The following is a 26,775-nucleotide window of genomic DNA, read 5'->3' as shown; positions in this document are numbered from 1 at the left end:
GGCTGACAGTGACACACGGATTCGAACCGGTCTCCGCTCCCGACGCCCTCGTGCGCGCGGCCGCCGTGGCGCGCCAGGCGCAGCTCACCAAGCCCGCGGGCGCGCTCGGCCGGCTCGAGGAGCTGGGGAACTGGGTCGCGGCCTGCCAGAGCGCCTGCCCGCCCGCGCAGTTCGAGCGGGCGCGGGTGGTGGTCTTCGCCGGGGATCACGGGGTCGCGCGGCACGGCGTCTCGGCGTACCCGAGCGAGGTGACCGCGCAGATGGTCGCGAACATCCTCGACGGCGGCGCCGCGGTGAACGCCTTCGCCGCCATCGCGGGCGCGACCGTCCGGGTGGCCGACATCGCGGTGGACGCCGAGACCGACCCGGCCGTCTCCGCGCACAAGGTGCGCCGCGGCAGCGGCTCGGTGGACCGCGAGGACGCGCTCAGCGAGGACGAGGTGCGCGCCGCGCTGGAGGCGGGCCGCGCCATCGCGGACGAGGAGATCGACGCGGGCGCCGACCTGCTGATCGCGGGCGACATGGGGATCGGCAACACCACCCCGGCCACCGCGCTGATCGCCACGCTCACCGGCACCGAGCCGGTGGCCGCGATCGGCCGCGGCACCGGGGTCGACGACGCGGGCTGGAGCCGCAAGCTGGCCGCCATCCGGGACACCATGCGCCGGATCCGCCCGGTCGCCAAGCAGCAGCCGGTGGCGCTGCTGCGCGTCGGCGGCGGCGCTGACATCGCCGCCATCACCGGTTTCCTTGCCCGTGCCGCCGCCAGGCGCACCCCGGTCGTCCTGGACGGCCTCGTGGTGACCGCCGCCGCGCTGGTCGCCGAGGATCTGGCCGACGGCGCGAAGGCGTGGTGGGTGGCCGGGCACCGCTCCACCGAGCCCGCGCACCGGCTGGCGCTGCGGCACCTGCACCTGGAGCCGCTGCTCGACCTGGACATGCGGCTGGGCGAGGGGTCGGGCGCGCTCGCCGCGCTCCCCCTGCTCCGCGCCGCGATCGCCGCCCTCGGCGAGATGGCGACCTTCGGTGACGCGGGCGTCAGCACCGGGGCCGGAACCGCCGCACCCGTGGCGAACCTGCGGAAGTGATCGCCGGGCTGCGGCTCGCGCTCTCGTGGCTCACCGTGCTCCCGGTGCGCGGCCCGGACGAGATCGACCGCGGGGCGGCGGGCCGGGCCATCGCCGCGGCCCCCGTCGCGGGGTTGCTGCTGGGGGCACTCGGCACGGCGGTCCTGTTGGCGCTGACCGCGGCGGGCGCGACCGCGAGCCTGGCGGGGCTGCTGACCGTCGGTGCACTCGCCGTCGGCACGCGCGGCATGCACCTCGACGGCTTGGCCGACACCGCTGACGGCCTCGGCTGCTACGGCCCGCCCGAACGCGCCCGGCACATCATGAAGGACGGCGGGATCGGCCCCTTCGGCACGGCCGCGCTGCTCCTGGCCGTCCTGACCCAGACTTTCGCCTTCGCGGCACTCGCGGACGACGGCCGCTGGGCCGGCGTGCTGCTCGCGGTGACCACCGGCCGGGTCGCCGCGGTCATCGCGTGCGTGCGCGCTCCGGCCGCCCCGGACACCGGCTTCGGCGCCCTGGTCGCCGCCACCCAGCGCCCGCTGACCGCCGCCCTGTGGGCGAGCGCCGCGCTCGCCGCGGCTGCCCTGTTGCCCGGCGCCGCGCCCTGGCACGGCCCGCTCGCGGTCGCCGCCGCGCTCACCGTCGCCGCGTTGCTGACGCAGCATTGCGTCCGCCGTTTCGAGGGACTCTCCGGCGACGTGCTCGGCGCCGCAGTGGAATTGGCGACCGCGACCACGGCCGTACTCCTCACTCTCGGCTGAGCCGCCCGAAAGTCCGATACTCTGCCGGTAATTCGGAGATATACCTCGCGACCAGCGCCATTCAGCTATTGCCCGGCACGCCCGCTCGGCTGTTTCCGGCACCGAAAAGGCCACGGCACGGCAACCGCACCCCGCTATTTTCAACGAGTTCCACCCCGATGTGGCGACCACCACAGTCTGGGTCAGTGGACATTTTCCGGCCGACTCGCACGCATCGTCTGGGTCGCACAATAAGGTGGACGCCATGTCCTCCGAGCGCCTGTACTTTCGCCAGCTGCTGTCCGGCCGGGATTTCGCCGTCGGCGATCCGATCGCGACGCAGATGCGGAATTTCGCGTACCTGATCGGCGACCGGGAGACGGGAGAGTGCGTCGTCGTCGATCCCGCCTATGCGGCGGGCGATCTCGCCGATCTCGCGGAGGCCGACGGCCTGCGCCTCACCGGCGTGCTCGCCACGCACCACCACCCGGACCACGTCGGCGGCAGCATGCTCGGCTTCACCCTGCGCGGCGTGCGCGAACTGCTCGAGCGGACCAGCGTCCCGGTGCACGTGAACAACGCCGAGCTGACCTGGGTCGCCAATGTCACCGGCATCGCGGAGAGCGAATTCACCGGCCACGAGCACGGTGACAAACTCAGCGTCGGGACTTTCGAGATCGAATTGTTACACACGCCCGGGCACACGCCCGGCAGCCAGTGCTTCCTGTTCGAGAACCGGCTCGTCGCGGGTGACACGCTCTTCGTCGACGGCTGCGGCCGCACCGATTTCCCCGGCGGCGATTCCGACGAGATGTTCCGCAGCCTGCGGCATCTCGCCGGGCTCCGCGGCGACCCGGTGGTCTATCCCGGGCACTGGTACTCGCAGGAGCCGAGCGCGCCGCTGACCACGGTGCGCGACAACAACTATGTGATGCGCCCGCAGACGCTCGACGAATGGCACATGCTGATGCCGGGCTGAGCCCAGCACACGCCCAGCAGCCCTGCCCGTCGTTCCGGACGGCAGGGCCGGGCGGCCGCGATCAGAAGCGGAAGAGCCAGTCGTGGGTATCGACGAAGGTGCCGCGCTGAATGCCGGTCAGGGTGTCGCGCAACGCCAGGGTGACCTCGCCCGGCTCTCCACCGCCGATGGCGACTTCGCCTTCGGGCGAACGCACCCAGCCGACCGGGGTGATCACCGCCGCGGTGCCGCAGCCGAACACCTCGGTGATCTCGCCGGAGGCCGCGCCGTCCAGCCACTCGCGCACCGAGACCTTGCGCTCCTGCACCCGGTACCCCGCGTCGGCGGCGAGCGTGATGAGCGAGTCGCGGGTGATGCCTGGCAGCAGCGAGCCGGAGAGCTCCGGCGTCACCAGCGTGGCCTCCGAGCCGGAGCCGAAGACGAAGAACAGGTTGTTGGTGCCCATCTCCTCGACGTAGGCGCGCTCGACGGCGTCCAGCCAGACCACCTGGTCGCAGCCCTTCTCGGTGGCCTCGGCCTGGGCGAGCAGCGAGGAGGCGTAGTTGCCAGCCACCTTGGCCTCGCCGGTGCCGCCGGGCGCGGCGCGCACGTACTCGGTGGAGAGCCACACCTTCACCGGCTTCACGCCGCGCGGGAAGTAGGCGCCGGCCGGCGAGGCGAGCAGCAGGTACTTGTAGGAGGAGGCGGGCTTGACGCCGAGCCCCGCCTCGGTGGCGAACATGAAGGGCCGCAGGTAGAGCGATTCCTCGCCGCCCGCGGCCGGCACCCAGTCGCCGTCGACCGCGAGCAGCGCACGCACCGACTCGATGAAGAGCTCGTCCGGTAGCTCGGCCATCGCCAGCCGGCGCGCCGAGCGCCGGAAGCGCGCGGCGTTGGCGTCGATCCGGAAGCACGCGATGCTGCCGTCGGCCTGCCGGTACGCCTTGAGCCCCTCGAAGATGGCCTGGCCGTAGTGGAAGACCATGGTGGCCGGATCCATCTGCAGCGGCGCGTACGGCTCGACCCTGGCGTCGGTCCAGCCGCCGTCCCGGTAGTCGATGGAGACCATGTGGTCGGTGAAGTACCTGCCGAAGCCCGGCGCCGCCAGAATCTCCTGTACCCGCTCCCCCGGAGTGCGGGCGGGATGCGGAATACGGGCGAACTGTGCAGCAGCGGTCATGCCCCCGATCCTATCGGGGCGCCCTGATCAGGCGGGGCGCGCGTCCACGAACGGCGGCCGCACCACGGCGCAGCGCAGCCGCCTGCCGCGCACGTCCGCGGTGACCTCGGCGCCCGGCTCCAGCCCGGCCGCGGTGTCGAGCAGCGCGAGCGCGATGCCGCGCTCCAGGGTCGGCGAGAAGGTGCCGGAGGTGGTCTCCCCGACCACCTCGTCGCCGCGCAGCACGCGCTGCCCGCGGCGCAGCACGCCGCGATCGATGGCGCGCAGCCCGAGCAGCGTCCGCGCCGGTCCGGCGGCCTTCTCCCGCTCCAGCGCGGCCTTGCCCCAGAACCGCTGCTTGGCCCAGCCCACCGCCCAGCCGCAGCGCGCCTGCAGCGGGCTGATCTCGGGCCCGAGCTCGTGGCCGTGCAGCGGGTACCCCATCTCGGTGCGCAGGGTGTCGCGGGCGCCGAGCCCGGCGGGCTGCCCGCCCGCGGCGCGCACCGCCTCCAGCAGCGCGCGGAACACCGGCTCGGCATCGTCCCAGCGCGGCAGCAGCTCGTAGCCGTGCTCGCCGGTGTAGCCGGTGCGGCAGACCCGGACTTCGCGGCCGCGCCACTCGGCGTCGGCGAAGGCCATGTAGCCGAGATCCGCGGGCAGGCCGAGGCTTTCGAGCACCGCGGGCGAGCGCGGGCCCTGCACGGCGAAGACCGCGTAGGCCCGGTGGTCGTCCGTCACCGTGACGCCGCCGCTGCTCGCCATGCGCAGCCGGGAGACCACCTCGGCCGTGTTGGCGGCATTGGGGACCAGGAAGATCTCGTCCGGCCCCACGAAGTAGGCGATCAGGTCGTCGACCACGCCGCCCTCCTCGGTGCAGCACAGCGTGTACTGCGCCCGGCCCGGCCGGATCCGGTCCAGGTCGTTGGTGAAGGCGCCGTTCACGAACTCCGCCGCGCCGGGGCCGCGCACCGTCGCCTTGCCGAGGTGGCTCACGTCGAAGAGCCCGACCGTCCCGCGCACCGCCGCGTGCTCGCGCACCGTGCCCGCGTAGGAGACCGGCATCCGCCACCCGCCGAACGGCGCGAAGGTCGCCCCGAGCTCGGTGTGCACAGCGTCGATGGGGCCCCGGAGCAGCTCGGTGTCGGTCACCCGAGGCAGCTTAGCGGCCGGAGACTGTGCCCATTGCGCGTGATCGAGGGCCCTCCGTGGCTACGCTGCGCTCCCGCCTCCGGGCCTGACTCGATCACACGCTGACAGGCGGCGGACTGGCGGTGCAGCGCAGTAGCCTGTGCCCATGACCGCTGCTGCTGACCGACCGCTTGGCCCGGAACTGGCTCGTACCACCGCTCTCGGCCCCGACACCGACGTGCTCGTCATCGGCGTCACCTCCTCCGAGGACGGCCCGGCGATCGTGCCCGACGACCTGTTCACCGACGTGCTGAGCGCCGAGCTGCGCGCCACCCTGCTCGACCAGCTCGGCGCGATCGGCGCGAAGGGCAAGGCGGAGGAGCTCACCCGGGTGCCTGCCCCGGCCGGGCTGGACGGCATCAGCAGCGTGCTCGCCGTCGGCCTCGGCTCGGCGGAGAAGCTGGACGCCGAGCAGATCCGGCGCTCGGCCGGGGTCGCGGCGCGCGCGCTGAGCGGCACCGAGCAGATCGCCAGCACGCTCTCCGGGCTCGACCTCGGCGCCGCCGCCGAGGGGTTCTACCTCGGCGCCTACACCTTCACGCCGTACCGCTCGGCGAAGACGGCGCCGAAGCCGGACGAACGCCCGGTGGCCAGGGTCGAGCTGCTCGTCCCCGAGCCCGGCTTCGGCGAGGAGGCGCTGTTCCGCGCCCAGCTGGTCGCCGAGGGGGTCGCCACCGCCCGCGACTTCGTCAACACCCCACCCAGCCACCTCTTCCCCGCCGAGTTCGCCGACCGCGCCGCGCTGCTCGCCGAGGCCGCCGGGCTCACGGTCGAGGTGCTGGACGAGCGGGCGCTGGAGGCCGGTGGCTACGGCGGTGTGATCGGGGTGGGCAAGGGCTCGTCGCGGCCGCCGCGGCTGGTCCGGATCAGCTACGAGGGCGGGCCGCGCCGGGTCGCGCTGATCGGCAAGGGCATCACCTTCGACACCGGCGGCATCTCGATCAAGCCCGCCGCGGGCATGGACGCCATGACCTCCGACATGGGCGGCGCCGCGGCGGTCATCGCGACGACGCTGCTCGCGGCCAGGCTGAGCCTGCCGATCACGGTCACCGCGACGGTGCCGATGGCCGAGAACATGCCGTCCTCCACCGCGCAGCGCCCCGGCGACGTGCTCACCCAGTACGGCGGCACCACCGTCGAGGTGCTGAACACCGATGCCGAGGGCAGGCTGATCCTGGCCGACGCCATCGTCCGCGCGGGCGAGGACGATCCGGAGTTCCTGATCGACGTCGCCACGCTCACCGGCGCGCAGATGGTCGCGCTCGGCACCCGGACCCCCGGCGTCATGGGCACCGACGAGTTCCGCGACCGGGTGGCCAGGATCTCCCGCTCGGTCGGCGAGAACGGCTGGGCCATGCCGCTCCCGCCGGAGCTGCGCGCCGACCTGAACTCCAAGGTCGCCGACATCGCCAATGTGGCCGGTCACCGCTGGGGCGGCATGCTCTCCGCCGGGCTCTTCCTGAAGGAGTTCGTGCCGGAGGGGGTGCAGTGGGCGCACATCGATATCGCGGGCCCGGCCTACAACACCGGCGGCGCCTTCGGCTACGTCGGCAAGGGCGGCACCGGCGTCCCGGTGCGCACCCTGATCGCGGTGCTGGAGGAGATCGCGGCCGAGCCGGTCACCGAGTAGGAGGGTCGCGGGCTCGGCGGGCGGCCCTCAGAGCTCGTCGAGTTCGCGCTCCAGCTCGCGCTTGCGGCGGATGCGCTCGCGCTCGTCGTGGTCGCGCATGCGCTGCGGGTAGCCGGTGCGCGCCACGTCGTAGACGGATCCCGAGATCGCCAGCGAGGCTGCGCGCGCCGCGCTCGCCGACCACGCGCCTGGTCCACTCCCCATCGGCGGCGATCAGGACAACCGTGACATCGGTCACGGTGGTCTTGGGCTCGACATAGCCCTCGACGCCGGTGTGCGTGCGCACCCAGTCGGCCAGGTAGCGGGCGTCCTCGCCGCGCGGCCCGCCCGGCCGCGCTGCCCGTCCGGCCCTGGCGGCGGCGCCACGGAAGCGATCGAGCAGCCCCATCGCGGAATCTCCTCCTCGTCGGCACCGGCCGCGGGTTCGTCCGCCGCGACCGGGTAGTTCCATAGTGCCCGAGCCCGGTAGTTGCCCGCCCTGTGCCGCATGCCACGCGCGCGAGTGCAAGGATGGGCCGCGGTACAAGAACCACACAGATCCGGTGCCGAGCGCGCGCGGAAGCCGCCGCGACCCGTGGCGGCGCCCACCGGGCAGCGAACTGTTGTAGACCCGTCGAGCAGTCAAGGAGTCAACGGACATGGCCTTCTCCGTCCAGATGCCAGCTCTTGGTGAGAGCGTCACCGAGGGAACGGTCACCAGGTGGCTGAAGCAGGAAGGAGACACGGTCGAGGTCGACGAACCCCTGCTCGAGGTGTCGACCGACAAGGTCGACACCGAGATCCCGGCTCCGGCCGCCGGTGTGCTGACGAAGATCGTCGCCCAGGAGGACGACGTGGTCGAGGTCGGCGGTGAGCTGGGCGTGATCGGCGATGCCGGCGAGGCTCCTGCCGAGGACGAGGCTCCGGCTCCGGCCGCCGAAGAGGCGCCGAGCGAGGAAGCCCCCGCCGAGGAGGCCCCGGCCGAGGAGGAGCCCGAGCCCGAGCAGAGCGCGCCCGCCGCGTCGTCGGGATCCGGTGACGGCACCCCGGTGAAGATGCCGGAGCTGGGCGAATCGGTCACCGAGGGCACCGTCACCCGCTGGCTCAAGGCCATCGGCGACGACGTCGCCGTCGACGAGCCGCTGCTCGAGGTCTCCACCGACAAGGTCGACACCGAGATCCCATCCCCGGTCGCGGGCACGCTGCTCGAGATCACGGCGGAGGAGGACGACGTCGTCGCGGTCGGCGGTCAGCTCGGCGTGATCGGCAGCGGTTCGCCCGCGCCGAAGAGTGCGCCCGCGCCCGCCCCCGAGCCGAAGCAGGAGGCCGCCCCGGAGCCGGAACCCGAGCCGGAGCCGGAGCCGGAACCCGAGCCCGAGCAGGCCCCCGCGCCGAAGGAGGAGGAGAAGCCTTCGAAGCCGGCGCCCGCCCCGACGGCCGAGGCGCCGAAGAGTGCGCCCGCCGCCGGTGCCACCCCCTACGTCACCCCGCTGGTGCGCAGGCTGGCCGATGAGCACGGCGTCGATCTCGGCGAACTGAGCGGCTCCGGTGTCGGCGGCCGCATCCGCAAGCAGGACGTGCTGGCCGCGGCCGAGGCCAAGAAGGCCCCCGAGCCCGCCGCCGCCCCCGCGCAGCAGCAGCCCGCCGCGGCCGCCGCCCCGAAGGCGCAGCCGAAGCCCGCGCCCGAGCTCGCCCACCTGCGCGGAACCACGCAGAAGGCCAACCGGATCCGGCAGATCACCGCGACCAAGACGCTGGAGTCGCTGCGCACCACCGCGCAGCTCACCCAGGTGCACGAGGTCGACGTCACCCGGATCGCGGCGCTGCGCACGAAGGCCAAGGCGGCGTTCAAGGAGCGCGAGGGCGTGAACCTCACGTTCCTTCCGTTCTTCGCCAAGGCGGTCGTCGAGGCGCTCGGCGTGCACCCGAACGTCAACGCCAGCTACGACGACGACAGCAAGCAGATCAGCTACCACGCCTCGGTGCACCTCGGCATCGCCGTCGACACCGAGCAGGGGCTGCTCTCGCCGATCATCCACAACGCCAGCGACCTCTCGCTGGCCGGGCTGGCCAGGGCCATCGCGGATATCGCCGGCCGGGCGCGCAACGGCGGGCTGAAGCCGGACGAGCTCTCCGGCGGCACCTTCACGATCACCAACATCGGCAGCCAGGGCGCGCTGTTCGACACCCCGATCCTGGTTCCGCCGCAGGCGGGCATGCTCGGCACCGGCGCGATCGTCAAGCGCCCGGTGGTGGTGACCGACGAGAACGGCAGCGAGTCCATCGGCGTCCGCTCGATGGCGTTCCTTCCCCTGACCTACGACCACCGCCTGATCGACGGCGCGGACGCGGGCCGCTTCCTCACCACCATCCGGCATCGCCTGGAGGAAGCCGCGTTCGAGGCCGATCTGGGGCTGTAGCGAAGGGCCGCCGTCTCGATGAAGGTCGTTGTCGCCGGTTCGTCCGGCCTGATCGGGACGGCGCTCGTGGCGGCGCTGCGCCGGGACGGGCACGAGGTCGCCCGGCTGGTGCGGCGGCAACCCGCCGCCCCGGACGAGTTCGCCTGGGATCCCGCGCGCGCCGAGCTCGACCAGCGGGCGCTGCGCGGGGCCGACGCCGCCGTCAACCTGTGCGGGCGCAATATCCACGCCCAGCGCTGGACCGGCCGGTTCAAGCAGGAGCTGCGGGACAGCCGGATCACCCCCACCGACGTGCTGGCGGGGGCGGTCGCAGCCGCCGGGGTCCCGGTGCTGGTCAACGCGGGCGGCGTGCACATCTACGGCGGCGCCACCGGGGACCGGGTGATCGACGAGACCGCCCGGCCCGGAACCGGCTTTCTCGCCACGCTCTGCCGGGACTGGGAGGCCGCCACCGCGCCCGCCGCGGCGGCCGGGGTCAGGACCGTGCTGCTGCGCGGCGGCCTGGTGCTCGCCCGCACCGGCGGGCTGCTCGGCGTGCTGCGCCCGCTCTTCGGGCTCGGCATCGGCGGCCGCTTCGGCGACGGCAGGCAGTACACGCCGTGGATCTCGCTGGCCGACGAGGTCGGCGCGATCCGGCACGTGCTCGCCGACAGCGACGTGGCGGGGCCGGTGAACGCGGTCGGCCCGGCTCCGGTCACCAATGCCGAGTTCACCAGGGCGCTCGGCCGCGCGCTGCGCAGGCCGACCCCGCTGGTGGTGCCCTCGTTCGTGCTGCGCGCCGCCATCGGCGAGTTCGCCGACGAGGCGGTGCTGCGCGGGCCGCGCGTCATCCCGACCGTGCTGGAGGAGAGCGACTACGTGTTCCGCCACCCCACCCTCGGCACCGCGCTGACCGACCTCTTCGATCCGGCGGGGGACGGCGCGTGAGCGAGTCGGGCCCGGAGGCGGAGCGTGGCCACGGCGGGCCCTCGCTCACCCGCGATCGACACAGCGTGCGGGTGCGCGATGCCGTCGAAGCCGATCTACCGGCGATTCTGGTCATTCACAACGCCAACATCGCCGCTTCGACGGCGATCTGGGACGTCGACGAAGTCGGCATCGACGATCGGGAGACCTGGTTCGCGGCGCGCGCCGCGGCCGGGCATCCGATCCTGGTGGCCGAGATCGACGGCGAGCTCGCCGGTTACGCGAGCTACGGGCAGTGGCGCCCCAAGCTCGGCTACCTGCACAGTGTGGAGAACTCGGTGTACGTGGCCGAGCGCTTCCAGCGCCGCGGGGTGGCGCGGGCGCTGCTCGGCGCGCTGCTGGAGCGGGCCCGCGGGTCGGGTTCGGTGCACGCGGTGATCGCCGCGATCGAGTCCCGCAACACCGGCTCCATAGCACTGCACGAGCAGTTCGGCTTCCGGATCGTCGGCGAACTCCCCGAGGTGGGGAGAAAGTTCGGCCTGTGGATGGATCTCACGCTCATGCAGCTCACGCTCCCGGTCCCCGAGCCCGACCCCCGGCTCGGGGCGTAACGTCGCCGCTGTGAACACCACACCGTCCGCCCGCACCGACTCGACCCCGATCGTGGTCGAGGATCTGGGGCTGATCGACTACCACCTGGCCTGGGACCGGCAGCGCGAGATCGCCGCCGAGCGCGCGGATGGCCGCGGCGTCGATCGGCTGCTGCTGCTCGAGCACCCGTCCGTCTACACCGCGGGCCGCCGCACCGATCCCGAGGACCTGCCGATCGACGGCAGCCCGGTGGTCCAGGTCGACCGCGGCGGCAAGATCACCTGGCACGGGCCGGGTCAGCTGGTCGGGTACCCGATCGTCCGGCTGGCCGAGCCGGTGGACGTGGTGAAGTACGTGCGCAGGCTGGAGGAGGCGCTGATCAGCGTCTGCACCGGCTTCGGCATCGAGTGCGGCCGGGTGGAGGGCCGCTCCGGGGTCTGGCTGCCCGCCGCGGGGCCGCTGGCCGAGCGCAAGATCGCCGCCATCGGGGTCCGGGTGCAGCGCGGCGTCGCGCTGCACGGCATCTCGCTGAACGGCAACCCCACCATGGACGGCTTCCAGGCCATCGTGCCGTGCGGGATCCGGGACGCCGGCGTCACCACGCTGACCAGGGAGCTGGGGTACGAGGTCACCGTCGCCGAGCTGAAGCCGCTGGTGGCCGCGGCTATCGGGCAGGCGCTCGACGGCGAGCTGCCCGTGCGCGATCACACGCTCACCCGTCCTCGAGCCACGGCGCCGACGGCGTAAGGTCGAAACCGTGACCACCGCTCACGAGACTCCCGCGCCCCGCTCCACCCCCGGCGAGGCCGCCCGCGCCCCCCAGGGCCGGAAGCTGCTCCGCATCGAGGCCCGCAACGCCGAGACCCCGATCGAGCGCAAACCCGGCTGGATCCGCACCCGCGCCACCATGGGCCCCGAGTACACCGAGCTCAAGGGGCTGGTGAAGCGCGAGGGGCTGCACACCGTGTGTGAGGAAGCCGGCTGCCCCAACATCTTCGAGTGCTGGGAAGACCGCGAGGCCACCTTCCTCATCGGCGGCGAGCAGTGCACCCGCCGCTGCGACTTCTGCCAGATCGACACCGGCAAGCCCGCCGCGCTCGACCGCGACGAGCCGCGCCGGGTGGCCGAGAGCGTGCAGGCCATGGGGCTGCGCTACAGCACCATCACCGGCGTCGCCCGCGACGACCTCGCCGACGGCGCCGCCTGGCTCTACGCCGAGACCGTGCGCGCCATCAAGGCGCTGAACCCGAACACCGGCGTCGAGCTGCTCATCCCGGATTTCAACGCCGTGCCCGAGCAGCTGGCCGAGGTCTTCTCCGCGCGCCCCGAGGTGCTCGCGCACAACCTGGAGACGGTGCCGCGCATCTTCAAGCGCATCCGCCCCGCGTTCCGCTACGAGCGCTCGCTGTCGGTGCTCACCGCCGCCCGCGAGGCCGGGCTGGTCACCAAGTCGAACCTGATCCTCGGCATGGGCGAGACACCGGACGAGGTCACCCAGGCCATGCGCGACCTGCACGAGGCCGGCTGCGACATCCTCACCATCACCCAGTACCTGCGCCCCTCGCCCCGGCACCACCCGGTGGACCGCTGGGTGAAGCCGGAGGAGTTCGTCGAGCACTCCCGGGTGGCCGAGGAGCTCGGTTTCGCCGGTGTCATGGCCGGGCCGCTGGTCCGCTCCTCGTACCGCGCCGGTCGGCTCTACGCCCAGGCCATGGCGCACCACGGCCGCGAGATCGCCCCCGCCATGGCGCATCTCGCGAACGAGGGCACTGCCTCGCAGGAGGCCAGCTCGGTGCTGGCCCGCTTCGGCAGCTGAGGTTGCGCGCCGGTCGGTGGGTAGTCGCCGCACCGACCGGCTCGCTCACTCCCCGCCCGCGTCCCCGCTGCAGCTGACCATGGAGAACGGGCCGTTCGAGGTCTGCTCGGAGAGCACCCGGCCGTCGACCAGGATGCGGCAGGAGAGCTCCTCGCCGTCCGCCCCGCTCTGTGCCGTCAGGCTCACGTACTTCCCCAGCCCGTCGATGGTGACGTCCTTGCTCCACGGCAGCGGCGCCTCCGCCTCCTGCGCGATATCGAAGTCCCGCCCCGAATACGTCACCGCCGCGGCGCCGCCACTCCCCCGCACCTCGTAGGCGACGGTCACCTCCCGCTTCGCCTCCTTGTCCACCTCGTTCACGGCTCCCGCGATCAGCGCCATGCACCCACCGACCCCGAGCAGGATCACCAGCGCGATCCCCCCGAGAATCCACGGCCACGTGGCCTTCTTCCGCGGCGGCTGCGCGTACCCCTGCGGCCCGTAGCCACCGGGGTACTGCCCCTGCGGCGGCGACGCCGGGTACTGCTGGGGGCGCCCGTACTGATCGGTCATGAAGCCTCCCGCTCGATGATGTCTGTCCGCTATGAGTGCGGAACGATTGCTCATCGAATCAGGTCGGGCAGGTCTACGGATCCTTTTCCACGGACCAGCTTTCGCCGTCCACGGCCCGTGGCCCCCTGCCTCGCGCCCGATGTCGAGCGCCGCGCGCCTGCCGAGCGCGACAAGGCTCACCGCTCCCAGAACGGACCGAAGCCCCGGCATCCCCCATCGGAATGCCGGGGCTTCGGAGAACCCTTACCGCAGAACGACTTACACGTCGTAGTACAGCTCGAACTCGTACGGGTGCGGGCGCAGGTTGACCGGCGCGATCTCACCCTCGCGCTTGAGCGTGATCCAGGTCTCGATCAGGTCCTCGGTGAAGACGTTGCCCTCGGTGAGGTACTCGTGGTCTTCCTCGAGGCGGTCGATGACCGAGGCCAGGCTGGTGGGGGCCTGCGGGATGCCCTTGGCCTCCTCCGGCGGGAGCTCGTAGAGGTCCTTGTCGACGGGGGCGAGCGGCTCGATCTTCTTCTTGATGCCGTCCAGGCCGGCCATCAGCATGGCGGCGAAGGCGAGGTACGGGTTGCCCGAGGAGTCCGGCGCGCGGAACTCGATGCGCTTGGCCTTCGGGTTGTTGCCGGTGACAGGGATGCGGACCGCGGCGGAGCGGTTGCGCTGCGAGTACACCAGGTTGATGGGGGCCTCGTAGCCGGGGACCAGGCGGTGGTAGGAGTTCACCGTCGGGTTGGTGAAGGCCAGCAGCGACGGGGCGTGGTGCAGGATGCCGCCGATGTAGTGGCGCGCCAGGTCGGAGAGGCCGCCGTAGCCCGCCTCGTCGTGGAAGAGCGGCTTGCCGTCCTTCCACAGCGACTGGTGCGCGTGCATGCCGGAGCCGTTGTCGCCGAAGAGCGGCTTGGGCATGAAGGTGACGGTCTTGCCCTCGGCCCAGGCGGTGTTCTTCACGATGTACTTGAAGAGCTGCAGGTCGTCGGCGGCGCCGAGCAGGGTGTTGAACTTGTAGTTGATCTCGGCCTGACCGGCGGTGCCGACCTCGTGGTGCCCGCGCTCCAGCTCGAAGCCGGCGTTCTGCAGGTTGGTGGCGATCGTGTCGCGCAGGTCGACGTAGTGGTCGTACGGCGCCACCGGGAAGTAGCCGCCCTTGTTGCGGACCTTGTAGCCCCGGTTCAGCTTGCCGTCCGGGTCGCGCTCGGCGCCGGTGTTCCAGGAGCCCGAGACCGACTCGATCTCGTAGAAGGCGCCGTTGATGCCCGAGTCGTAGCGGATCGAGTCGAAGATGTAGAACTCGGCCTCGGCGCCGAAGTACGCGGTGTCGGCGATGCCGGTGCTGCGCAGGTACTCCTCGGCCTTGCGGGCGATGTTGCGCGGGTCGCGCGAGTACGCCTCACGGGTGAAGGGGTCGTGCACGAAGAAGTTGATGTTCAGCGTCTTGGCGGCGCGGAACGGATCGAGCTGCGCGGTGCTGAAATCGGGCAGCAGCAGCATGTCCGACTCGTCGATGGACTGGAAACCACGGACGGAGGAGCCGTCGAAGGCGAGGCCGTCCTCGACGAGATCGGTGGTGAACGCCTTGCCCGGGATGGAGAAGTGCTGCTGCACACCGGGCAGGTCGCTGAAGCGGATGTCGACGTACTCGACCTCCTGCTCCGCGATGTACTTGATGACCTCGTCGGCCGTGCTGAACGTCACTTGTTCTCCTTACCGATCGGTTCCCAGCCCGTGGTGATTGCATGGGTTCGTCGTGAGACGGTATGGACGCGGTGTTTCCCGGCAATCAAGGCTGTGTTTCGCGAGTGTTACACGTACGTCGATTGGTGTGAGGTTGCCCGCCTCGCCCCGGGCCATGGACGATCCTGCCATGCGCGGGGCTCGCGCACGACGTGGGCACGGGTTTGCGGGCGCGCGCGAGCAGCATTTGCCCCGGCGTAACCCCAGCTCCGCACGGTCTGCGCGGCGAGGGCGGCCGAGGGCCCAGCGAAATGCTGGCAGCCGGAGCATGGCCTGGCTCACATGGCGTGGAGGACGGTCCCGGCTCGGTGCCCCCGGGACCGGCGCGAGGTAACTGCGGGTATGCGGCCGCACCGGGTGGACCGGGCGGAGGCGGCGGCACCTATTCTGGGGTCATGGCACGTATCACCGGTTCCTGGCTGTCCGGACCCGCGGCGGAGCCGGGCGGCCCGGCCGCGGCGGGGTACCGGGGTGAGCAGTTCGGGCTGCCCGAGCAGGGGGCGGGCTCGGTCACGGGCATGGGCAGGCGGGTGGTCGCGGTCTTCCTGGACTGGATGATCGCGGTCGGCATCTCCGCGCTGATCGTGCGCGGGGTGAATGCCAATCTGCCGCTGCTCATCTGGTTCGTCACCGGCATCGCGGCGGTGACGCTGTTCGGCTTCACCCCCGGCCAGTACTTCGCGCGGCTGCGGGTGGGCAGGATCGAGGGCCCGGTCCCGGTCGGCTTCGTCCGGGCGCTGGCCAGGCAGGTGCTGCTGGTGTTCGTGATCCCGGCGCTCTTCACCGACGCCGACGGCCGCGGCATGCACGACCGCGCCACCGGCACCGTGCTGGTGCGGTCGCGCTGATCAGCGGCGCCGGATGGTGCGCTGCATGCCGCGCATCTTGGCGTTGCCCGGCATCGGGCCCTTGGGCAGGGCGGGGCCGCTGCGCGAGCTGAGCGCGGAGAGCCTGCCCTCGATGTTGTCCATCCGCTTGGCGTCGATGTTGCGCGGCAGCTTGGTCAGGTAGCGCTGCAGCTCCTTGAGCGGCACCTGGCCCTCGTCGTTGCCGATCACGACGTCGTAGATCGGGGTGTCGCCGATCAGCCTGGCGGTGCGCTTCTTCTCCTGGGCCAGCAGCGAGCGCACCCGCTGCGGATTGCCCTCGGCGACGAAGATGACGCCGGGCAGCCCGATCACCCGGTGCACCGCGTCCAGCTGGGTGGTGGCGGCGACGCCGTTGCGCACCCGCCACTTGCCCTGCAGGTTCTCCAGCACCCAGGCGGCGGCGCCCGCCTGGCCCTCGGCGCGGGTGTAGACGGTGCGCTGCACCCGGCGGCCGAAGATGATGAAGGCGAGCAGGACGCCGAGCAGGACGCCGAGCGGCAGCAGGAACCACTGGATGCCGAAGATCAGCCCGATCAGGAAGAACAGCACGGTGCTGCCGAGCACCGAGCCGATCATCAGCGGGAGCAGCAGCTTGTCTTCCTTGCGCTGCATCTGGAACGCCTGCCACAGCTGCTGCCTGCGTTCCTTCGACTGCTGCCTGCGCGCCGCCTTCGCCGCGGCCTTCGCTTCCTTGGAAGCGGCCTTCCCTGCTGCCATGGTGCTCAGGATAGTGCCAGGCCGATCAGCCCCGCGCCGGGCTGCGGTCCGGCGGCTCCCGCCGTCCGGCCACGCCGAGCACGGAGAGGTCGAGCGCGCCGGGGTTCTCGGTCCAGCCGCTGGCCCGCAGGTCGGCGGGGGACCGCACGCCCATCGCGTCGTGCAGCCCGATCGCCGCGCCCCTGGCGAGCTCGGCCAGCGTGCGGCCGGAGATCGGCCAGAGCAGGGTGCGGCTCCAGTTGTCGACATCGCGCCCGGCGTCCGGCGCGGTCCAGCCCAGCTCGCGCAGCCGCTGCGCGCTCTCCGGGGAGATCGGTTCGAGCAGGAAATCGTTGCCCGCCAATTCCGCGGAGAGCCGGATGTCGAATTGCACGAATTGCGCGTAGCGGTTTCCGGAGGCGGCGAGCACCAGGGTCGCCCGGGACGGGAGTTCCGCGAGGCAGCGCGCGAGCGCGACCACGAAGCGATCCCAGTCACCGGCTGTCGAATCGTTCATTCTCAATCCCCGAGCCATCGAATGCGCCGATCATACGCCCGGGGGCGGGCCGTTCTCGTCGTATTTCCGGCCGACATCGGCGTGTCTCACGCCGCGCAATTCGGCGCGGTGGCACCGGAGTACCCCCGATCCGGGGTCTGGCGCGATGCCGCGCGGCGGTCGATAGTGCTCGGGTGACGATCGGGACGGTGATTCGCGCGCTGGCGGGGGCGTTGCTGGTACTCGGGGTGGTCGCGCCGGTGACGGCGGCGCAGCCGCAGCCCGCGTTCCAGTGGCGGGAGGAGTACCTGACCGCGCCGGACGGCACCCGGCTGCACGCCGACATCCTGCGCCCGGCCGGGCTCGCCGACGACGTGCGCACCCCGGTGATCATGACCGTGAGCCCCTACCGCAACCAGCTCGCGTACCTCACGCTGCCGCGCCCGCAGGGCGGCCCGGCCACCGACTACCTGCCGGTCGGCGCGCTGCTCGAGGCCGGTTACACCTACGTCATCGTGGATCTGCGCGGCTTCGCGGGCTCGTCCGGCTGCCCGGACTACGGCGGGCCGGGCGAGCGCGGCGACGTGCGGACGGCGGTCGAGTGGGCGGCGGACGCGCCGTGGTCGACCGGGAAGGTGGGGCTGTACGGCCTCTCCTACGAGGGCTGGGCGGGGGTGATGGGGCTGGCCGAGCGGCCGCGCGGGCTGGCCGCCGTCGCCACCTTCGGCCCCGCGGTGGATCCCTACACCTACCTGTACATGCAGGGCATCTCGTGGCGCTTCTCCGGCAAGCCGGTGGTCGAGACGGGATTGCGCCCGGCCGACGGGGTCGGCTTCGAGCATCTGCTCTTCGCCTCCATTCCGGGACACTGGAATTCGTCGCCGGAGTACCGGGCGAATGCCGGGCAGATTCCGCTCGACTGCTATCTGCCCTATCTCGCGGAGACCGCGAATCACGATCCGGGCACCGCTTTCTGGCGGGATCGGGAACTGGTCGAGAAGGTGCGCGGCAGTACCGTTCCGGTATTCCTCGGCCAGGGGCTGACCGACTACAACACCCGCCCCTACCGGGTCTTCGATTTCTGGGACGCGCTCGGCCCCGGCGAGCACCGCGCCTGGTTCGGGCAGTGGGGGCACCGGGATTGCCAGGAGAAATGCGCGGGCCCGGATTTCACCGCCGAGGTGCGCGCCTTCTTCGACCGGCACGTGGCCGGCCGCGCGGTCGAGGTGCCCGGCCCGCGGATCACCGTGAACGCGGCCGACGGCACCTGGCGCGGTGAACAGCGGTGGCCGCCCGCGGACGCCGCGCGGGTCCCGGTGCCGCTGCGCACCGGCACCTACACCCACCGCGGCCTGCTGCCCGGCCCGGACCGCGAGATCTGGACGATCTCCGAGCCGCTGCCGACGACCCAGCACCTCGCGGGCATCCCGACCGCGACGCTGCGGCTCGACGGCCCGCCCGCCGCCACGGTCGCGATGGAGCTCTACGACGTGGAGCCCAGCGGCCGCGCCACGGTGATCACCCGCGGCATCGCCCCGGTCACCGAGACCGCGCGGATCCGGATGCTGGCCCAGGACTGGCCGATCGCGGCCGGGCACCGGATCGGCATCCGGATCGTGGACATGGTGGACGACGTCTGGGTCGGTGCCGGGGTGAACGCGCCGGTCACGGTGGTCGCCGCCGAGGTGGAGCTGCCGCTGCTCACGGCGCTGCGCAGCGCCGACCTGCCGGGCGGCGCCGGGGTCGACCTGATCAAGTGGAAGGCCGAGCGGGTGCTCACGCTCGGGCCGGGGGTGGTGGAGAATGCGAGTGTGCCGCTGAACCTCCCCGCCCCGAGCCCGGCTCCGTGACCGATCCCGGCCTCGAGACCGAGCCCGCCGTCGCGCCGGTCGACGACGCGGTGGCCGAGCGCCTCGCCGTGGCGCTGCGCTGCGTGACCATCTCCACCGAGCCGCCGACGAACGCCGCCGACGGCGAGTTCGACCGGCTCGGCGCGCACCTGGAGCAGTCGTTCCCGCTGGTGCACCGGGAGCTGGAGTGCACCCGCTTCGGGCACAGCCGGCTGTACCGGTGGGCCGGGCGCGAGCGGGAGCGGGTGGCCGGGCTGCTGCTGGCACACCTGGACGTGGTGCCGGTGGATGACGAGAGCCGCTGGACGCACCCGCCGTTCGACGGCGTGGTGGACGACGAGTTCGTCTGGGGCCGCGGCGCCATCGACGACAAGAGCCGGGTGCTCGCGCTGCTGGAGGCCACCGAGGCGGCGCTGGCCGCGGGGGTGCGGCCGCGGCGCACGATCTACCTGGCCTTCGGCCACGACGAGGAGACCTTCGGCGACTCCGGCGCCGTGCGGATGGCGGCGCACCTGCGGGCGGCCGGGGTGCGGGCCGAGCTGCTGCTGGACGAGGGCGGCGTGATCGCCGAGGACCTGGCCGACGGCGTCGCGGTGCCGGTCGCCACCGTCATGGTCGGCGAGAAGGGGTACGCCACCGTGCGGATCGCGGCCACGCAGGTGGGCGGCCACTCCTCGATGCCGGGGAAGCAGACCGCGGTGGGCCGGGTGGCGCGCGCCGTCGCCCGGGTGCAGGACAACCCGATGCCGCTGCGGCTCACCCCGGTGATCGCGGACATGGTCGGCAGGCTGCGGCAGGCGATGCCGCGCGCGCGGCGGATCCTGCTGCGCGCGGCCAGGGTCGCGGCGCCGCTGGTGATCCGCATCCTGGCCGCGGGGCCGCAGACCGAGGCGCTGGTGCGCACCACCACCGCACCGACCGTCTTCCACGGCGGGGTGAAGGCGAACGTGCTGCCGCAGCGCGCCGAGGCGCTGGTGAACTTCCGCATCCTGCCCGGTGATTCGGTGCGGAGCGTGCTGGAGCACTGCCGGGCGGTCATCCGCGACCCCGGGCTGACCATCGAGCTGGTCGGACTGGCCTCGGAGCCGTCGGACACCAGCGGCCCGGGCCCCGCCTTCGAGCTGGTCGCGGAGCTGGCCCGCGCGGTGGTGCCCGGCATCGCGGTGACCACCGGGCTGGTCCCCGGCGCCACCGACTCCAGGCACTACGACGGCCTGGCGGGCACCAGGTGCAACTTCGCGCCGATCGTGCTGAGCCGGGCCGACCTGGAGCGGATCCACGGCACCGACGAGCGGATCTCCCGGCTCAACTACGCTCGCCTCATCGAATTCGACCGGCGCCTGCTCGACCGGCTCGCCGGCTGACCGCACCCGAACCGAGGAGCACAGCGATGGCCGGCTTCACCACGAACGGCTTTCCCGAGAGCGGCACCTTCGACGGCAGCGGCGGGCGGGTGGCCTGGTACACCCGGCAGCCGGGTGGCGACCCGCGCGGAGTGGTGATCCTGGTACACGGCGTCGCCGAGCACGCCGGGCGCTACGCCGAGCTGGCCGAGCACCTCAGCTGCCACGGCTTCGCTGTCTACACCTTCGACCACATCGGCCACGGCGGCTCCGCCGGGGCGGGCACCGCGAACATCGGCTCGATGGAGGCCGCCGCGGACAACGTGGCCACCCTGCTGGACCGGGCCACCGCCGCGCACCCGCGCGCGCCGCGCTTCCTGCTCGGCCACTCGATGGGCAGCCTGGTGGTGCTGCACCTGCTCACCAGGGGCACCGCCCCGGAGCTGGCCGGGGTGGTGCTCTCCGCGCCGCCGCTGGACATCCCGCTCGGCAACCCGGTGCAGCGGCTGCTCGCCCCGCTGCTCACCAGGGCGCTGCCCGGGCTCGGCGTGCTGCAGCTGGACTCCGCCGACATCAGCCGCGACCCCGAGGTGGTGCGCCGCTACGACGAGGACCCGCTGGTCTTCCGCGGCAAGCTGCCCGCGCGCACCGCGGTGGAGATCATGGACACCGCCGAGCGGCTCAAGGGCAGGCTGGGCCGGGTCGACCAGCCGCTGCTCGTGCTGCACGGCACCGGCGACACCATCGCCGCCCCCTCCAGCGCCGACCTGCTCGATCAGCGCGTGACCTCGACGGACAAGTGCGTCCTCCGGTACGACGGCCTCTACCACGAGGTGTTCAACGAGCCGGAGCGCGACGCCGTCTTCGCCGATCTGTCGGGGTGGCTGCGGGCGCGCAGCGCCCCCGCGCGCCCGTCGGCCTAGGCGAAGCGGGTGTAGCAGGACTGCTCGCCGTCGAGCACCCCGAGCCGGAACGCCTCCAGCCGGGCGAAGCCGCTCGGCACCACCGCGCCGTCGACGTCGCTCGCCACGAATCCGTCGGCGAGCAGCCCGGAGACCGCCTCGTCCAGGTCGCCCGCGGAGAGCCGGGGATCGCTCCCCTCCCTGCTCAGCGCGGTGGTGACCGCGCCGGAGAGGCAGGCGGTGCGCAGCCCGGCGCTCTCCGCGCCGGTCAGCGACATGCCGCGGTCGCGCTGCACCGCGAGGGTGTAGCGGGAGACGAACGCGACGAAGGCGTTGTAGTCGCCGGTGACGATGGCCGAGAGCGGCGCGTCCTCGCCCGGCTTCGGGCCGCCGCGCTCGGCCAGGTCGGCGACGTCGGAGCCGATCGTGTCGGTGTCCGGGCAGTAGCTCACCGGCTCGGTCGGCACCGCGCCCGCGCAGCTCCGGCCGACGCCGGAGTAGTCGAACTCCGGCGCCGACGACAGCGGCATGATCCGGCCGAGCGCGGTGGCCATGCTGGTCAGCGATTCCCGGTCGACGGGGAGCTGGCCCTCCTCCTCGCCGTACTCGAAGGTGACCGGGAGGCTGCCGCGGCGCGCCTCGATCTCGGCCCGGTCGATCCGGGTGCAGCCTGCCACGCCGTCGGTGTAGCCGACCTGGACGGCGGTGATCCGCTCGAAGGCGGTGCCGTGCACGTTGTCCGGGTCGTTCGGATCGCGGTCGCGCACCGCGACGGTGGCGCCGAGCACCGCGTTCAGGCCGTCGGTGGTGTTCAGCGTGAAGTGCGCGGAATCGCCCTCGGCGACGTAGCGCAGGAAGGCGCCGGCCAGGCAGTCCGCCTGCTGCTCCTGGACCAGGGTCGGGGTGGCCCGGTTCGACATCTTCGCCTGGCCCTGCACGGCGTGGCCGTACTCGTGCGCGAGCACCATGACGACGGCCATGTCGTCGAAGCTCTTCACCAGCTCGGGCAGCAGGATGCCGCGGTCCCAGCCGATCGAGTGGTCGCGGCCGCAGTACGCGGCGTTCACGAACTGGTAGGTGTCCTCGGCGCAGAACTCGACGGCCTGGTTCTTCGGCGCGGTGGCGTCCCAGGAGATGATCCTCGCGACCGGGGCGAAGGCGCCGTCGAAGTGCTTGGGCCACTCGGCCCGCCAGAAACTCTCGACATCGGTGAGCGCGTTCATGGCGAGCGTGTCCATGGCGCCGCCGTCGCCGTTCTCCGCGGTCCTCGAGCTGTTCGGCACGTTGTCGCGCGGGCCGCTCGGGCCGGTGCTCGAGGTGGAACCCGCGATCTGCCAGGGATTCTCGGCGGCCGTCGCGGCGCGCGGCTTGTCGTTGGTGAAGCCGCCCGCGCAGCCGGTGAGCAGCAGCCCGGTCGCCAGGATGGCGGCGCAGAGCCGCGGCAGGGTCGTTCGCATTCGGTTGTCCTCCCCGGAAAGCACCGTCGAGCGTTCACATGCTAATCGCAGGCGGCGGCGGTGGCGTATCGCCTCAGTCGTCCAGCCGGATCCGGGCGAGGACGGCGCGGTGGTCGGAGCGCGGGACGGTCAGGGTGCGCACCGATTCGGCGGTGCCGCCCGCGAGCAGGACGTGATCGATGCCGATCAGCGGGCCCCAGGCGCGGTCGGCGGGGAAGGTGAGCTGCGGTCCGGCGCCCGCGAGTTCGGCGGCGTCGGCGAAGCGCCCGCCGAGCAGCGCGCGGAAGGCGGTGTGGTCGCGGGTGGCGTTGAAGTCGGCGCCGACGACGACCGGGCCGGTGCCTGCGGCGAGAATCTGCTCGGTGCGGGCCATTTCGGCGGTCCAGGCGCCGAAGTCGAGCGGGGGCGGCATGGGGTGGAAGTTGAGCACCTGGATCGGGCCGAGCTCGGGGTGGTCGACGGTGACGCCGAGGTTGGCCATCTCGAAGCCGTCGAAGCGGCGCTCGTCGCGGATCGGGTAGCGGCTGTAGATGCCGCTGCCGCCACCCCCGGTGCCCGCCTCCAGGTAGCGGTAGGGCAGGTCTTCGGCGAGCCCGGCGGCGTCCAGGCGGGCGACGGCGTCCAGGGTGAGTTCCTGCGCGGTGAGCACGTCGACCCGCTCCTCGCGCACCACCGCGCGGACGGTGTCGGCGTCGGCGCCGCCGAAGAGCAGGTTCGACTGCAGCACGGTGAGCGGCGGGCCGTTGCCCGCGTGGCCGTCGGCGACGAAGAGCGGGAGCTGGGTCCAGAACGCCCCCGCCAGCACCGCGAGGGCGAGCGCGCCGGAGCGGTAGCGGCGCGCGACCGCGAAGAACAGGAGCGCGAGTACCGCGCCGAGCATCAGGTAGGGGGCGAAGGAGGCGAGCAGCACCGCCGAGAAGCGTTGCGAGATCCCGTAGTGCAGGGCGATGCCGAGCAGTGCGACGGCGACCGCGAGCCAGCCGAGCACCGAGCTCAGGTGCTGCCACCACCGGCGCGGGCCGCGTGCGGCACCGGTCGGGGTGGCCGGGTCGCCGGTACCGCTGCGGGCGGTCGGCTGCTCGGCGGCGCCGGGGCGCGCCGGGGAATCGAAGCGAGCCGTCGGCTGCTCGGCGGTGCTGGTCTGCCTCGACCCCGGGCCACGGCTCGGCTCGGCCCCCCGGGGATCGCGGCCCGTATCGGGTGCGCGCTCCATGCGGGCGAGCCTACCCGGGCGGCCGATCGACAGCGCGGCCCGCGATCCGGCCCCGGCTTCCCGGCGATGCGGGCTGCGGCGCGGCCCGCAGTTCGGCCCCGGCTTCCGGCGATGCGGACTGCGGTACGACACCGCCGGGCAGTGCTCCGGCGAGCCGGAGAGCACCGTGCCCGCCGGGGCGGTGGCGGCGTCAGCCGCCGAAGACCCGCTCCACCACGGCCTTCGCCCGCCGGGTGACGCGCAGGTAGTTATCGAGGAACTCGCCGCCGTCGTCGGTGGGCCAGCCGGCCACCTTCGCGACGGCGGAGAGCAGCGGGCCGGGCCCGGGCAGCTGGTCGCTGGGCTTGCCGCGGACCAGGACCAGCGCGTTGCGGGCGGCGGTCGCGGTGATCCAGGCGTCGCGCAGCAGCGCGACGTCGTCGGCGCCGAGCAGCCCGGTCTCCTCGATGACGTCCAGCGACTGCAGCGTCGAGGTGTTGTGCAGCCCGAGTACCTCGTGCGCGTGCCGCAGCTGCAGCAGCTGCACGGTCCACTCGATGTCGGCGAGCCCGCCGCGGCCGAGCTTGGTGTGCGTGGCCGGGTCGGCGCCGCGGGGCAGCCGCTCGGAGTCGACCCGCGCCTTGATCCGCCTGATCTCGCGTACCGCGTCCGCGGAGACGCCGCCCTTCGGGTAGCGCACGTCGTCGACGACGTGCAGGAAGCGCACGCCGAGCTCCTGGTCGCCCGCGACCTGGTGGGCGCGGAGCAGCGCCTGCATCTCCCAGGGCTGCGACCACTGCCGGTAGTAGGCGGCGTAGGCGGCGAGGGTGCGCACCAGCGGCCCGTTCCGCCCCTCCGGCCGCAGCCCGGCGTCCACCTGCAGCGGCGGGTCGGTGCTGGGCGCGCCGAGCAGCTTCTGCAGCCGGTCGGCCACCGAGTTGGCCCACTTCACGGCCTTGGTCTCGTCGACGCCGGGGCGCGGGTCGCAGACGAAGAGCACGTCGGCGTCGGAGCCGTACCCGAGCTCCATGCCGCCGAGCCTGCCCATGCCGATCACCGCGAAGTCGGCGGGCGCGGGCTCCCCCGACTCCACCTCGTCGGCGCGGATCACCGCGAGCAGCGACGCCTCCAGCACCGCCACCCACACCGAGGAGAGCGCCCGGCACACCTGCGGTACGTCGAGCAGCCCGAGCAGATCGGCCGAGGCCACCCTGGCCAGCTCGTGCCTGCGCAGCGAGCGGGCCGCGGCGACGGCGCGGTTCGCGTCGTCGTAGCGGGCGGCGGCGGTGAGGATGCCGCGCGCGACCTCGTCCGGCTGGGTGCGGCAGAGCAGCGGCCCCTGCGGGCCGTCGGCGTAGAGCCGGATCGTCTCCGGCGCGTTGATCAGCAGGTCGGGCAGGTAGGCCGAGGAGCCGAGCACGATCATCAGCCGCTGCGCCACCGCGCCCTCGTCGCGCAGCTCGCGCAGGAACCAGGTCTGCTCGTCCAGTGCCTCGGAGACCCGGCGGTAGGCGAGCAGCCCGGCGTCCGGGTTCGGGGTGTCGCCAAGCCACTCCAGCAGCGTCGGCAGCAGCAGCGTCTGGATCCGGCCCTTGCGCGCGACCCCGCCGGTGAGCGCGCGCAGGTGGCCGAGGGCATGCGCCGGCTCGGCGTAGCCGAGCGCGGCCAGCTGCCTGACCGCCGCCTCCGGGCTGAGCCGCAGCGCGTCCGAGTCCAGCCGCGCCACCGATTCCAGCAGCGGGCGGTAGAAGAGCTTGGCGTGCAGCCTGCGCACCCGCAGGGTGTTGCGCCGGATCTCGGCGACCAGCACCCCGCCCGCGTCCAGCCTGCCGTCCGGGCGCACGTGCGCGGCGCGGGCCAGCCAGCGCAGCCCCTCCTCGTCGTCGCCGGCGGGCAGCGTGTGCGTGCGCTTGAGCCGCTGCAGCTGCAGCCGGTGCTCGAGCAGCCGGAGGAACTCGTAGGAGGCGGTGAGGTTGGCGGCGTCGTCGCGGCCGATGTAGCCGCGATCGGCCAGCACCGCCAGCGCCTCGGTGGTGTTCTGCACGTGCAGCGCCTCGTCCACCCGGCCGTGCACGAGCTGCAGCAGCTGCACCGCGAACTCCACGTCGCGCAGGCTGCCGTGGCCGAGCTTGAGCTCGCGCTCGCGCATGTCGGCGGGGACCAGGTCCTCCACCCGGCGGCGCATGGCGCGCACGTCGGCGACGAAGTCGGGGCGCTCGGAGGCGGTCCACACCATCGGCAGGAGCGCGTCCCGGTAGGCGAGGCCGAGCTCCAGATCGCCCGTGGCCGGGCGGTTCTTGAGCAGCGCCTGGAACTCCCAGGTGCGGGCCCAGCGCTTGTAGTAGGCGAGGTGCGAGTCCAGGGTGCGCACCAGCGCACCGGCCTTGCCCTCCGGCCGCAGCGCCGCGTCCACCTCGAAGAAGGCGGTGCCGCCGACGGTCATCAGCTCGGCGGCGAGCCGGGTGGCGGTGGCGTCGGCGGGCTCGGCGACGAAGAGCACGTCGACGTCGCTGACGTAGTTGAGCTCGCGGGCCCCGGTCTTGCCCATGGCGATCACCGCCAGCCTGACCTCGAGCGGCGCGTCCCTGCAGACCCGCGCGATCGCGACCGCGAGCGCCGCGGTGAGCGCGGCGTCGGCCATGTCGGCGAGCTGCCTGCCGACCACCTCGTAGGGCAGCACCGGCTCGTTCTCCACGGTGGCGGCCAGGTCCTGCGCGGCGAGCAGCATGAGCTGGTCGCGGTACCGCTTGCGCAGCAGCGGAACGACCTCCGGCCCGCTCTTCCCGGCCCGGAAGACCAGCGGCCCGGCGGCCGGGCCCCGCTCCGGCTCGGCCTCGACGACGGCGAGCAGCTCGGCGCGCAGCTGCTCGGCGCTCGGCAGCTCCTTCCGGCGCAGCTCCGGCCAGGCCGACGGGTCGGCGACCAGGTGGTCGCCGAGCGCGCTGGAGGCGCCGAGCAGCGCGAAGAGCCTGCCGCGCAGCGACTTGTCCGAGCGCAGCGCGGAATCCAGCTCGGCCCAGCCGGTTCCGAGCTCCTCGCGCAGCCGCATCAGGGTGGTCAGCGCCAGGTCGGCGTCGGGCGCGCGGGAGAGCGCCCAGAGCACCGGGATGCTCTCCACGTTGTCCCAGGCCAGCTCGCGCAGGTTCGCGGCGGCGTTCGGCTCCAGCAAGCCGAGCCGTCCGACGCCGGGAACTGCGGAGCGCGCTGTCGGGGGCCGAACCATACCG

Annotated in this window: 22 protein-coding genes and 1 pseudogene; 13 read left to right on the top strand and 10 right to left on the bottom strand. The window is 72.9% G+C overall.

The window, feature by feature from the left end:
* Nucleotides 1-8 precede the first annotated feature (8 nt).
* The 3 genes from cobT (at nucleotide 9) to LTT61_RS26275 (ending at nucleotide 2,789) form a co-directional block, all read left to right on the top strand.
* Nucleotides 9-1,088 carry a nicotinate-nucleotide--dimethylbenzimidazole phosphoribosyltransferase gene (gene cobT, locus LTT61_RS26285; RefSeq protein ID WP_233016699.1) on the top strand — a complete coding sequence of 360 codons (1,080 nt, stop codon included), beginning with the start codon at nucleotides 9-11 and terminating at the stop codon, nucleotides 1,086-1,088.
* Nucleotides 1,088-1,831, top strand: coding sequence for an adenosylcobinamide-GDP ribazoletransferase (locus tag LTT61_RS26280; RefSeq protein ID WP_233021201.1), 744 nt, complete (start codon nucleotides 1,088-1,090; stop codon nucleotides 1,829-1,831). The genes cobT and LTT61_RS26280 overlap by 1 nt, the downstream gene beginning before the upstream one ends.
* Before the next feature lie 244 nt (nucleotides 1,832-2,075).
* Entirely contained in the window at nucleotides 2,076-2,789 is a 714-nt protein-coding gene (locus LTT61_RS26275) for an MBL fold metallo-hydrolase (protein WP_233016698.1), read from the top strand.
* Between the two features lie 61 nt (nucleotides 2,790-2,850).
* Here the strand turns inward: LTT61_RS26275 and LTT61_RS26270 are convergent, their stop codons facing one another.
* Both LTT61_RS26270 and gcvT read right to left on the bottom strand, forming a co-directional pair.
* Nucleotides 2,851-3,948: a branched-chain amino acid aminotransferase gene (locus tag LTT61_RS26270; protein WP_233016697.1), complete on the bottom strand. Its 1,098-nt coding sequence runs from the start codon at nucleotides 3,946-3,948 to the stop codon at nucleotides 2,851-2,853.
* A 27-nt stretch (nucleotides 3,949-3,975) separates the two neighbouring features.
* Nucleotides 3,976-5,076, bottom strand: coding sequence for a glycine cleavage system aminomethyltransferase GcvT (gene gcvT, locus LTT61_RS26265; RefSeq protein ID WP_233016696.1), 1,101 nt, complete (start codon nucleotides 5,074-5,076; stop codon nucleotides 3,976-3,978).
* 145 nt (nucleotides 5,077-5,221) lie between these two features.
* Between gcvT and LTT61_RS26260 the strand changes: the two genes are divergently transcribed.
* Nucleotides 5,222-6,745 (top strand): leucyl aminopeptidase, encoded by a 1,524-nt coding sequence (locus LTT61_RS26260; protein WP_233016695.1) that lies wholly within the window; start codon nucleotides 5,222-5,224, stop codon nucleotides 6,743-6,745.
* 27 nt (nucleotides 6,746-6,772) lie between these two features.
* Here LTT61_RS26260 and LTT61_RS26255 read toward each other — a convergent pair.
* Nucleotides 6,773-7,133, bottom strand: a pseudogene (locus LTT61_RS26255) (oxidoreductase).
* 250 nt (nucleotides 7,134-7,383) lie between these two features.
* Between LTT61_RS26255 and sucB the strand changes: the two are divergent.
* The 5 genes from sucB to lipA all read left to right on the top strand — a co-directional run bounded on the left by sucB (nucleotide 7,384) and on the right by lipA (nucleotide 12,457).
* Nucleotides 7,384-9,144 (top strand): 2-oxoglutarate dehydrogenase, E2 component, dihydrolipoamide succinyltransferase, encoded by a 1,761-nt coding sequence (sucB, locus tag LTT61_RS26250; protein ID WP_233016694.1) that lies wholly within the window; start codon nucleotides 7,384-7,386, stop codon nucleotides 9,142-9,144.
* A gap of 18 nt (nucleotides 9,145-9,162) precedes the next feature.
* The gene (locus LTT61_RS26245; protein ID WP_233016693.1) at nucleotides 9,163-10,071 is read left to right on the top strand and encodes a TIGR01777 family oxidoreductase; all 909 of its coding nucleotides are present in this window, start codon (nucleotides 9,163-9,165) and stop codon (nucleotides 10,069-10,071) included.
* A gap of 65 nt (nucleotides 10,072-10,136) precedes the next feature.
* On the top strand, nucleotides 10,137-10,661 hold the full coding sequence (locus LTT61_RS26240) for a GNAT family N-acetyltransferase (RefSeq protein WP_233021200.1): 525 nt from the start codon (nucleotides 10,137-10,139) through the stop codon (nucleotides 10,659-10,661).
* A gap of 10 nt (nucleotides 10,662-10,671) precedes the next feature.
* Nucleotides 10,672-11,388, top strand: coding sequence for a lipoyl(octanoyl) transferase LipB (gene lipB / locus LTT61_RS26235; RefSeq protein WP_233016692.1), 717 nt, complete (start codon nucleotides 10,672-10,674; stop codon nucleotides 11,386-11,388).
* A gap of 10 nt (nucleotides 11,389-11,398) precedes the next feature.
* A complete protein-coding gene (gene lipA / locus LTT61_RS26230; protein WP_233016691.1) occupies nucleotides 11,399-12,457 on the top strand; it encodes a lipoyl synthase in 1,059 nt (352 codons plus the stop codon).
* 45 nt (nucleotides 12,458-12,502) lie between these two features.
* Here the strand turns inward: lipA and LTT61_RS26225 are convergent, their stop codons facing one another.
* Together LTT61_RS26225 and glnA are read right to left on the bottom strand one after the other, a co-directional pair.
* Entirely contained in the window at nucleotides 12,503-13,009 is a 507-nt protein-coding gene (locus tag LTT61_RS26225) for an MmpS family transport accessory protein (RefSeq protein WP_233016690.1), read from the bottom strand.
* 258 nt (nucleotides 13,010-13,267) lie between these two features.
* The gene (gene glnA / locus LTT61_RS26220; protein ID WP_233016689.1) at nucleotides 13,268-14,704 is read right to left on the bottom strand and encodes a type I glutamate--ammonia ligase; all 1,437 of its coding nucleotides are present in this window, start codon (nucleotides 14,702-14,704) and stop codon (nucleotides 13,268-13,270) included.
* 434 nt (nucleotides 14,705-15,138) lie between these two features.
* On the opposite strand from glnA, the gene LTT61_RS26215 reads away from it, so the two are divergent.
* Nucleotides 15,139-15,591 (top strand): RDD family protein, encoded by a 453-nt coding sequence (locus tag LTT61_RS26215; RefSeq protein WP_233016688.1) that lies wholly within the window; start codon nucleotides 15,139-15,141, stop codon nucleotides 15,589-15,591.
* On the opposite strand, the gene LTT61_RS26210 is transcribed toward LTT61_RS26215, so the two are convergent.
* Complete coding sequence (locus LTT61_RS26210; protein ID WP_233016687.1) at nucleotides 15,592-16,329, bottom strand: DUF4191 domain-containing protein; 738 nt, start codon at nucleotides 16,327-16,329, stop codon at nucleotides 15,592-15,594.
* Between the two features lie 25 nt (nucleotides 16,330-16,354).
* Nucleotides 16,355-16,825 (bottom strand): TY-Chap domain-containing protein, encoded by a 471-nt coding sequence (locus LTT61_RS26205; protein ID WP_233016686.1) that lies wholly within the window; start codon nucleotides 16,823-16,825, stop codon nucleotides 16,355-16,357.
* A gap of 173 nt (nucleotides 16,826-16,998) precedes the next feature.
* On the opposite strand from LTT61_RS26205, the gene LTT61_RS26200 reads away from it, so the two are divergent.
* From LTT61_RS26200 to LTT61_RS26190, 3 genes are read left to right on the top strand one after another with little or no spacing between them, the layout of a single operon-like run.
* Nucleotides 16,999-18,654: a CocE/NonD family hydrolase gene (locus LTT61_RS26200; RefSeq protein WP_233016685.1), complete on the top strand. Its 1,656-nt coding sequence runs from the start codon at nucleotides 16,999-17,001 to the stop codon at nucleotides 18,652-18,654.
* Nucleotides 18,651-20,018: a M20/M25/M40 family metallo-hydrolase gene (locus tag LTT61_RS26195; protein WP_233016684.1), complete on the top strand. Its 1,368-nt coding sequence runs from the start codon at nucleotides 18,651-18,653 to the stop codon at nucleotides 20,016-20,018. The genes LTT61_RS26200 and LTT61_RS26195 overlap by 4 nt, the downstream gene beginning before the upstream one ends.
* 26 nt (nucleotides 20,019-20,044) lie before the next feature.
* Nucleotides 20,045-20,920, top strand: a complete 876-nt coding sequence (locus tag LTT61_RS26190) for an alpha/beta hydrolase (protein ID WP_233016683.1) — start codon at nucleotides 20,045-20,047, stop codon at nucleotides 20,918-20,920.
* Here the strand turns inward: LTT61_RS26190 and LTT61_RS26185 are convergent.
* From LTT61_RS26185 to LTT61_RS26175, 3 genes are all read right to left on the bottom strand, one after another.
* Entirely contained in the window at nucleotides 20,917-22,356 is a 1,440-nt protein-coding gene (locus tag LTT61_RS26185) for a metallopeptidase (RefSeq protein ID WP_233016682.1), read from the bottom strand. The two genes, LTT61_RS26190 and LTT61_RS26185, sit on opposite strands and share 4 nt — an antisense overlap.
* Before the next feature lie 73 nt (nucleotides 22,357-22,429).
* A complete protein-coding gene (locus LTT61_RS26180; RefSeq protein ID WP_233016681.1) occupies nucleotides 22,430-23,569 on the bottom strand; it encodes an endonuclease/exonuclease/phosphatase family protein in 1,140 nt (379 codons plus the stop codon).
* Between the two features lie 190 nt (nucleotides 23,570-23,759).
* Nucleotides 23,760-26,771, bottom strand: a complete 3,012-nt coding sequence (locus LTT61_RS26175; protein ID WP_233016680.1) for a bifunctional [glutamine synthetase] adenylyltransferase/[glutamine synthetase]-adenylyl-L-tyrosine phosphorylase — start codon at nucleotides 26,769-26,771, stop codon at nucleotides 23,760-23,762.
* Nucleotides 26,772-26,775 lie beyond the last annotated feature (4 nt).

The sequence above is a fragment of the Nocardia asteroides genome (assembly GCF_021183625.1).
GTDB lineage: Bacteria > Actinomycetota > Actinomycetes > Mycobacteriales > Mycobacteriaceae > Nocardia > Nocardia asteroides_A.
This window is presented reverse-complemented; position numbering and strand designations above follow the sequence as displayed.